The sequence below is a fragment of the Phenylobacterium sp. genome (assembly GCF_028290885.1).
In the GTDB taxonomy this organism is placed as follows: Bacteria; Pseudomonadota; Alphaproteobacteria; order Caulobacterales; family Caulobacteraceae; genus Phenylobacterium.
Genome location: NZ_JAQGIZ010000240.1, coordinates 1 through 5,049, shown reverse-complemented (window position 1 = coordinate 5,049; position 5,049 = coordinate 1). Strand labels below are relative to the sequence as shown.

Annotated in this window: 5 protein-coding genes; 2 read left to right on the top strand and 3 right to left on the bottom strand. The window is 71.8% G+C overall.

Annotated elements, in window-relative coordinates:
- The 3 genes from JWP28_RS15925 to JWP28_RS15915 form a co-directional block, all read right to left on the bottom strand.
- Positions 1-1,231 (bottom strand): glutamate-5-semialdehyde dehydrogenase (locus JWP28_RS15925; RefSeq protein WP_299544427.1); only part of this gene is annotated, 1,231 nt, incomplete at its 3' end.
- A gap of 112 nt (positions 1,232-1,343) precedes the next feature.
- A complete protein-coding gene (locus JWP28_RS15920; RefSeq protein ID WP_299544425.1) occupies positions 1,344-3,551 on the bottom strand; it encodes a xanthine dehydrogenase family protein molybdopterin-binding subunit in 2,208 nt (735 codons plus the stop codon).
- A gap of 10 nt (positions 3,552-3,561) precedes the next feature.
- Positions 3,562-4,023 carry a (2Fe-2S)-binding protein gene (locus JWP28_RS15915; RefSeq protein ID WP_299544423.1) on the bottom strand — a complete coding sequence of 154 codons (462 nt, stop codon included), beginning with the start codon at positions 4,021-4,023 and terminating at the stop codon, positions 3,562-3,564.
- Between the two features lie 124 nt (positions 4,024-4,147).
- On the opposite strand from JWP28_RS15915, the gene JWP28_RS15910 reads away from it, so the two are divergent.
- Positions 4,148-4,513, top strand: a complete 366-nt coding sequence (locus JWP28_RS15910) for a c-type cytochrome (protein ID WP_299544421.1) — start codon at positions 4,148-4,150, stop codon at positions 4,511-4,513.
- A gap of 17 nt (positions 4,514-4,530) precedes the next feature.
- Positions 4,531-5,049, top strand: a 519-nt coding sequence (locus tag JWP28_RS15905) for a bifunctional precorrin-2 dehydrogenase/sirohydrochlorin ferrochelatase (protein ID WP_299544419.1), incomplete at its 3' end; no start/stop codon positions are given.

Here is a 5,049-nt window from a genome sequence, read left to right as displayed (position 1 = left end):
TGGTGAGCTGCTCTGCGCCGACCGGGCCGCGGGCGTGCAGCCGGTCGGTGGCGATGCCGATCTCCGCGCCGAAGCCGAACTCCGCGCCGTCGGCGAACTGGGTGGAGGCGTTGATCAGCACGATGGCGGAATCCACCAGGGCCGCGAACCGCTCGGCGGCGATCCCGTCCTCGGTGACGATGGCGTCGGTGTGGGCCGAGCCGTGCGCCGCGATGTGCTCAGCGGCGCCGTCGACTCCGTCGACGACGGCGACCGACATGATCGGGGCGAGGTATTCCGTGCTCCAATCCTCTTGCGTGGCCTGCGCCATGCCGGGGACCAGCGACCGGGCGCGGGCGTCGCCGCGCAGCTCGCAGCCGGCCTCGGCGAGCGCGCTGGCGACCGGCGGCAGCAGGCGCTGGGCGTCGGCGGAATCCACCAGCAGGGTCTCGGCCGCGCCGCAGACCGAGACGCGGCGCAGCTTGGCGTTGACGGTGATGGCGATGGCCTTCTCGAGGTCGGCGCTGGCATGCAGGAAGACGTGGTTGATCCCCTCCAGGTGACCCAGCACCGGGGCCCGGGCCTCCTGCTGAACCCGCGCGACCAAACTCTTCCCGCCACGGGGAATGATCAGGTCGATAGAGCCTTCCAGGCCGCCGAGGATCAGGCCCACGGCGGCGCGGTCGGCGGTGCGCACCATCTGGACGCAGGTCTCCGGCAGTCCCGCCGCGGCGAGGCCCCTGGCCACCGCGGCGTGGATCGCGAGGTTCGACGCCAGGCACTCCGAGCCGCCACGCAGAATCGCGGCGTTGCCCGAGCGCACGCAGAGCGCCGCGGCGTCGGCGGTCACGTTGGGCCGGCTCTCGTAGATGATGGCGATCACCCCGATCGGCGTGCGCACCCGGGCGATGTCGAGGCCGTTGGGGCGGTCCCAGCGGTCCGTCTCCGCGCCCAGCGGGTCGCGGATGGCGGCCACCGTTTCCAGGCCCTTGGCCATGGCCTCCAGGCGGGCTTCGTCGAGCAGCAGGCGGTCGACCATGGCCGGGCTGAGGCCCGCGGCCTTGGCGCCCGCTACGTCCTGGGCGTTGGCGGCGAGGATGGCGGCTGCGTCGGCGCGTACGGCCTGCGCCATGGCGGCGATGGCGCGGGTCCGCGTGGCGGCGTCGGCCAAGCGCAGGGCGACGGCGGCCTCGCGGGCCGCGCGTCCCATCGCGCTCATCTGCGCCGGCAAGCTCGCGCCCGCGTCGTCCATCCGCACCCCATATGCTCAGACTGAGCCTTACCTAGCCGGTTTGGCTCCTCCGCCCAAGCGCCTCCGCTCCCCCTCGGCTTCGCCGGGGGAGAGGACGTGTCGCCCTGCAACCCTAAGTCTTCACGAACGGCAGGCTGGTGGTGGCGGGCTGGCCCATGGCGAGCAGGGCGTTGGCCACCGCCGGCGCGATCACCGGCGTGCCGGGCTCGCCGACGCCGCTCGGCGGATTGGACGACGGCACGATATAGGTCTCGACGCTCGGCGCCTCGTTGTGGCGCAGCACGCGGTAGGTGTCGAAGTTGTGCTGCTGCACCTCGCCGTTCTTCAGCGTCACCTTTCCGAACAGGGCCGCGGAGAGCCCGTAGCAGGTCCCGCCCTCCATCTGGGCGGCGACCTGGTCGGGGGCGACCGCCGTGCCGCAGTCGATGGCGGTGACCACGCGGCCGACCTTGGGCTGGCCGTTCTCCATCTTCACCTCGGCCACCTGGGCCACCACCGAGCCGAAGCTCTCGTGGACCGCGACGCCGCGGGTCCAGCCATCGGGCGCGGGCGTCCCCCAGCCGGCCTTCTCGGCGGCGAGGTTCAGCGCCGCCAGGTGACGGTTGGCGCCGGCCTTGGTGTAGAGGGCGCGGCGGTAGTCGACGGGATCCTTGCCGGCCTTCTTCGCCAGCTGGTCGATGGTGTGCTCCATGACGAAGGCGTTGTGGGTCGCCCCCACCGAGCGCCACCAGAGCACCGGCACGCCGATGTCGGGGTGGATCGTCTGGCCGTCCACGATCGGCGTCGCCTTGAGGTAGGGCGAGTCCTTGGCGCCCTCGACCGCCGAGGGGTCCATGCCGCCGCCGCCCATCGGCGAGCCCTTGCCCAGCGACTGGGCGACGATGCGGTGGCGCCAGGTCGCCGGGTAGCCGTCCTTGTCGACCGTGACGCGCACCGTGTGATGCACGAGCGGCCGGTAGTAGCCGGCGGTCATGTCGTCCTCGCGGGTCCAGACCAGCTTCACCGGCCGGCCCTTGCCGACATGTTTGGCGATGTGGACGCACTCGGCCACATAATCGGACTGGAAGTTGGCGCGGCGGCCGAAGCTGCCGCCGGCGAACAGGGTCTCGATCTCGATGGCGCCCGGCAGGTTGCCGACGATCTTGGCGGTGTTGAGCTGGTCGAGCGTCGGGATCTGCGAGCCGTGGATCAGCTTGGCCGAATTGCCGTTGACGATGGCGACGCAGTTCAGCGGCTCCATGGTGGCATGCGCGAGGAACGGGAAGTCGTAGCTGGTCTCGATCGCCGCGACGCCCGAGGCCGCCTGGGCCGCGTCACCCCGGGCGTCGAACGGATACCACTTCAACTTGGAATCCGCCGGCGCCTTGCCGGCGGCCAGCGCCGTCCACTCGGCCTGCAGCTGGTCGGAGCCGCGCTTTTCGGCCTTGGAGTCGTCCCACTTCACCACCACCGCGTCGCGGCCCTGCCGCGCGGCCCAGGTGTTCTGCGCCACCACGGCGATGCCGTTCGGGACCTGGAATACGTCGACCACGCCTGGGACCTTCTTCGCCGCCGTCGCGTCGAACGAGGCGACGGTCGCCCCGAACTTCGGCGGGTGCGCCACCATGGCGGTCAGCATGTTGGGCAGGTGGACGTCCTGGGTGAAGCGGGCGGTCCCGGTGCTCTTGGCCGCGGAATCCTTGCGCCGCACGCGGCCGGTGCCGACCAGGGTGAAGGTCTTGGGGTCTTTCAGCGTGGGCTTCTGCGGCGGCGGCACCTTGGCGGCGGCGGCCACCAGCTCGCCGAAGTGCGCCTGCTTGCCGCTCTTGGCGTGGCTGACGACGCCGTTCTGCACGGTGACCTCGGAGGCCGGCACGCTCCAGGTCGTGGCCGCCGCCTGCACGAACATGGCCCGCGCCGCCGCGCCCGCGGTGCGCAGCTGCGGCCAGGAATTGGAGATGGCGGAGGACCCGCCGGTGCCTTGCATGCCGAAGGAGGTGTTGGCGTAGGCCGAGGCGTTGGCCGGCGACTGCTCGACCTTCACCTTGTCCCAATCGGCGTCCATCTCCTCGGTGACGATGGCGGCGAGGCCGGCGTGGTTGCCCTGGCCGAACTCGATGTGCTTGGAGACCACCGTCACCGTGCCGTCGGGGCCCACCTTGATGAAGGGGCCGAAGGCGCCGAAGTCGTGCGGGGCGCCGACGCTCATCGCCTTGCCGATCATGCTGGGTGAGCAGCCGACGATCAGGGCGCCGCCGACCAGCGTCGCGCCGATGCCGAGCGCCTGGCGGCGGGTGGGGACGGGGAGCTTGGGCGCGGGGGCGTTGAAATACTGATGCATGGCGTTTCCCCTAGACCTTGCCCGCGGCTTGGCCGGAGGCTTCCTTGATGGCGGCGCGGATGCGCTGGTAGGTCCCGCAACGGCAGATGTTGCCGCTCATCGCCCCGTCGATGTCGGCGTCGGAGGGCTTGGGGTTGCCGGCCAGCAGGGCCGCGGCGCTCATCAGCTGGCCCGACTGGCAATAGCCGCACTGCGGCACGTCGTTCCGCACCCAGGCGACCTGCAGCGGGTGGTTGCCGCCGAGGCTCTCGACGGTGGTGATCTTGGCGGCCGCCAGCGCCGCGATCGGCGTCGAGCAGGAGCGGATCGGCTGGCCGTCGGCCAGCACCGTGCAGGCGCCGCACTGGGCGATGCCGCAGCCGTATTTGGTGCCGGTCAGGCCCAGCTCATCGCGCAGCACCCACAGAAGCGGCGTGTCGGGCGCCGCGGTCACCGGCATGGCCTTGCCGTTCACATTCAGCGTGGTGGTCATGTTGGGGATCCCTGCAAAGGCGGTGGTTCATCCTAACGCTGTTCAGACAGCGCCGTAAATGCGCCCGTGGCGCTGGGCGCCGCCCTCGGCTAATCATGCCGATGCTACGCCACGAGGAGATTCCATGGTTCGCTTCGCTTCCGCCGCGCTCCTGATGAGCCTGCCCGCCCTTTCCCTGGCAGCCACCCCGGCGCTGGCCGCCGTCGACGGCGCGCAGGTCTTCGCCACCCAGTGCAAGATGTGCCACCAGGGCGCCAGCAATGCGCTCGCCCCGTCGCTGGCCGGCGTCGCGGACGCCAAGATCGCCGCGCGCGACGACTTCGCCTATTCGCCGGCCTTGAAGGCCAAGGGCGGGACCTGGACCGACGCCACCCTCGACGCGTTCCTCAAGAGCCCCGCTGCCTTCGCGCCCGGCACCAAGATGTTCCTCGGCCCGCAGAGCGACGAGAACCGTGCGGCGGTGATCGGCTACCTCCACACCCTGAAATAGGCGCGGACAGCGCCGCCATGGACGCCTTCCCCGCCTTCTTCCCGCTGTCCGGCCGTACTGTGGCGATCGCGGGTTCGGGCGAGGCGGCGGAGGCCAAACTCAGGCTGTTCGAGGGCTCGCCCGCCACGCTGCGGCGGCTGGAGGGCGAGGCTGCGCTGAAGCCCAAGTCCTACGCCGGCGCGGCCCTGGCCTTCGTGGCCTCCACCGACGACGCCTTCGCCGAGGCCGCGGCGGGCGCGGCGCGGGCGGCGCACGTGCCGGTGAACGTGGTCGATCGGCCGGCGCTCTGCGACTTCACCACGCCGGCGGTGATCGACCGCGGCGAGGTGGTGGCGGCGATCGGCACCGGCGGCGCCTCGCCGATGCTGGCGACCCTCCTGCGCCACGACATCGAGGCCCGGGTGCCGGAGGGCGCCGGACGAGTCGCGGCGCTGTTCGCGGCCCTGCAGGCAGAGATCCGCCAGGCGCTGCCGGAACCGCACCGCCGGCGGGCCTTCCTGCGCGCGGCGCTCACCGGCCCGGCGGCGGAGGCGTCC